Origin of the sequence: Methylobrevis pamukkalensis, from assembly GCF_001720135.1 — a bacterium.
Lineage (GTDB): Bacteria > Pseudomonadota > Alphaproteobacteria > Rhizobiales > Pleomorphomonadaceae > Methylobrevis > Methylobrevis pamukkalensis.
On the sequence record NZ_MCRJ01000198.1, the window covers coordinates 1 to 3,728 of the forward strand.

At 67.8% G+C, this 3,728-nt stretch carries 2 protein-coding genes; one reads left to right on the top strand and one right to left on the bottom strand.

The features are described from left to right. On the top strand, positions 1 to 545 hold a 545-nt coding region (locus A6302_RS23245; protein WP_169833639.1), incomplete at its 5' end, for a hypothetical protein. Positions 546 to 616: 71 nt separating this feature from the next. On the opposite strand, the gene clpB is transcribed toward A6302_RS23245, so the two are convergent. Continuing rightward, positions 617 to 3,232 (bottom strand): ATP-dependent chaperone ClpB, encoded by a 2,616-nt coding sequence (gene clpB / locus A6302_RS19580; protein WP_069308433.1) that lies wholly within the window; start codon positions 3,230 to 3,232, stop codon positions 617 to 619. Positions 3,233 to 3,728: the final 496 nt, after the last annotated feature.

Genomic DNA, 3,728 nt, shown 5'->3' on the forward strand with positions numbered 1-3,728 from the left:
CACCGCTTCTCGGCTTCGGAAGCCGCGAAGAGGATCTGGGGCCGGCCGGATACGATCCGAAGGCGCCGATCAAGTTCGCCTATCAGGCCAAAGGTGCCGTCGGCACGGTGCGTCGTTACCTGCCCTATTTCGCAGGCGTGAAGAGCGGCTTCGAGATCGGCGTCGGCGCCGGCTATCTGATGCGCGCGCTCATCGACGTGCAGGGCATCGCGATGCGGGGCTGCGACATCAACATCGAGCGCCTCGGGGTCTACAAGGCGATTCGAGCCGAACTCGGTCTCACTCACCTCGTGACCGAACAGCGGATCGAGCCGCGGCGTCCGGTCGTCCTTCCGCCCGACACCGAGGCGGTCATCGGTTTCCTGCCTGCCTGGACGGCGAAGTGGGACCTCGAGGACTATCAGTGGTTCCACGCCGACCTGAAGCGCCAGAATATCCGTCGGATGTACTGGCAGATGAACGCCAACATCGACAAGCCCGAAATCCGCGCCTACTTCGACAGCTCGGTGAAACGCCGGTGTCCGAAGACAACCGGCGTTTCGTGATCGTCGACCTTTGATCGGGCCTGCCCACCGCGCTGACCTCAGTGGGCAGACCATTACCGGCATGATCCGGATCACGCAGCCTGGTTGCCAGCCTCCGGCTGAACCGGTCCGGCATCGAACAGCAGCCGGTCCGTGCCGGCGGTGATCTTCACCGTGCTCTCGCCGGTCACCTCGCCGGCAAGGATCGCCTCGGCGAGAGGATCCTGCACCTGCCGCTGGATCACCCGCTTCAGCGGCCGCGCGCCGTAGACCGGATCGTAGCCCTTGTCGGCGAGCCACACCTTGGCGCTCTCGTCGAGGTCGAGCACGATCTTGCGCTCCGACAGCAGCTTTTCGAGCCGTTTCAGCTGGATCTCGACGATCTCGCCCATGTGCACCCGCTTCAGCCGGTGGAACAGGATGATGTCGTCGAGCCGGTTGAGGAACTCCGGCCGGAAATGCGCCCGCACGATGCCCATCACGTCGCCCCGGACCGCGTCCACGGTGTCGGTCTCGCCCTGGGCGGCGAGATATTCCGAGCCGAGGTTCGAGGTCATGATGATCAGCGTGTTCTTGAAGTCGACCGTTCGGCCCTGGCCGTCCGTCAGCCGGCCGTCGTCCAGAACCTGCAGCAGCACGTTGAAGACGTCGGGATGAGCCTTCTCCACCTCGTCGAACAGCACGACCTGATAGGGCCGGCGGCGAACCGCCTCGGTCAGCGCCCCGCCCTCGTCGTAGCCGACGTAGCCGGGCGGCGCGCCGATCAGGCGGCTGACGGCATGCTTCTCCATGTATTCCGACATGTCGATGCGCACCATCGCGTGCTCGTCGTCGAACAGGTAGGCGGCAAGCGCCTTGGTCAGCTCGGTCTTGCCGACGCCGGTAGGACCGAGGAACATGAACGAGCCGATCGGCCGGTTCGGATCCTGCAGCCCGGCGCGGGCGCGCCGCACCGCCGTGGACACCGCGTGCACCGCCTCGGCCTGGCCGACCACGCGCCGGGAGAGCTCATCCTCCATCCGCAGCAGCTTGTCCTTCTCGCCCTGCAGCATGCTGTCGACCGGAATGCCGGTCCAGCGCGAGACGACCTGGGCCACATGCTCGGAGGTCACGGCCTCCTCCACCATGCCCTGGCGGCTGGCGGCGGCCTCCTCGACCTCCTTCAGCTCCTTCTCCAGCCCGGGAATGACCCCATAGGCGAGTTCGCCGGCGCGCTGGTACTCGCCGCGCCGCTGGGCGACGGCGAGATCGTTGCGCGCCTCGTCGAGCTTGCGCTTCAGCTCGGCGGCCTGGCCGAGCTTGTCCTTCTCCGACTTCCAGCGCGTGGTCAGCGCGTCGGATTCCTCCTCGAGATCGGCGAGTTCCTTTTCCAGCCGCACCAGCCGGTCGCGCGAGGCAACGTCGCTTTCCTGCCGCAACGCCTCCTGCTCGATGCGCAGCTGCATGATCCGCCGGTCGATCTCGTCGAGTTCTTCCGGCTTGGAATCCACCTGCATCCTGAGCCGCGAGGCGGCCTCGTCCATCAGGTCGATCGCCTTGTCCGGCAGGAAGCGGTCGGAGATGTAGCGGTTGGAAAGGGTTGCCGCGGCCACCAGCGCCGAATCGGTGATTCGCACCTTGTGATGCTGCTCGTATTTTTCCTTGATGCCGCGCAGGATCGAGATCGTGTCCTCCACGTCCGGCTCGCCGACGAACAGCGGCTGGAAGCGGCGGGCGAGCGCGGCGTCCTTCTCCACATACTTGCGGTACTCGTCGAGCGTGGTGGCACCGACGCAATGCAGTTCGCCGCGCGCAAGCGCCGGCTTCAGCAGGTTGGAGGCGTCCATCGCGCCGTCGGACTTGCCGGCCCCGACCAGGGTGTGCATCTCGTCGATGAACAGCACGACGCCGCCGGCGGCCGAACCGACCTCGGACAGCACCGCCTTCAGACGCTCCTCGAACTCGCCGCGGTATTTCGCGCCGGCGATCAGCGCGCCCATGTCGAGCGCGAGCAGCGCCTTGTCCTTCAGCGATTCGGGCACGTCCTCGTTGACGATGCGCAAGGCGAGGCCTTCGGCGATCGCCGTCTTGCCGACGCCGGGCTCGCCGATCAGCACCGGGTTGTTCTTGGTGCGCCGCGACAGGATCTGGATGGTGCGGCGGATTTCCTCGTCGCGGCCGATCACCGGGTCGAGCTTGCCGTCGCGCGCGGCCTGGGTCAGATCGCGGGTGTATTTCTTCAGCGCGTCATAGGCATTCTCGGCCGAGGCGCTGTCGGCGGTGCGGCCCTTGCGCAGGGCGTTGATCGCGGAATTCAGCGCGTTCGGCGTGGCGCCGGCCTTCTCGAGGATCTTCGCGGTCGCGGCATCCTTCTCCATGGCGAGCGCGAGCAGCAGCCGCTCGACGGTGACGAAGGAATCGCCCGCCTTGTCGGCGATCTTCTCGGCGGTGGCGAACACCTTGGCCGTCGCCCCCGACAGATAGAGCTGCCCTGCCCCGGTGCCGGCCACCTTGGGCACGGCTTCGAGCGCCGCATCGACGGCGAGCAGCGCGTCCTTCGGCCGTCCGCCGGCGGCCTCGATCAGCCCGGAGGCAAGGCCTTCCGGATCGTCGAGCAGCACCTTGAGAAGGTGCTCCGGCAGAAACTGCTGATGGTTGCGGGTCAGCGCCGCCGTCTGGGCGGACTGGACGAACCCGCGGGTGCGTTCGGTATATTTCTCGATGTTCATCGTGTCGGATCTCCCTCGGCCCGTCCGCGCCACCCGAGGCATGGCAAGGACGCCCATTCCCCTGCCTCTCCGGCAGGGCGCAGCACGGGGCCGGCGATCGCCGCGCGACCCCGCGCGGTGGAGCCGGACTCCGTTCTGCTCCCGATATGGGCATGCCGCAGGCCCTGCAAAAGAGGCCTCGGAACTTCACGTAGGCCGGTCCGTCGACACCGTCGCGCATCGGGGGACGGACCGTCTTCGGACACGAAAAAGCCCCGCGGCGCAGGGCGCGGCGGGGCTTGAATTCCGTCGGCAGACAGGGCGCGCCAGGCGGCTGCGCTTACTCGCCGACGGTCGTCTCGGGCACCGGATCGGGCGCGGCGTCCGTGTCGGCCGCCGGCTTGCGCGTGCGGCTGCGGGTCGTCGCAGGCGCGGCCCCCGTTGCGGCCGTCGTGCGGCGGGTGCGGGTGCGCACCGGCTTGTCCTCGGCGCCAGACTCGGGCGGGGCATCGGCAGC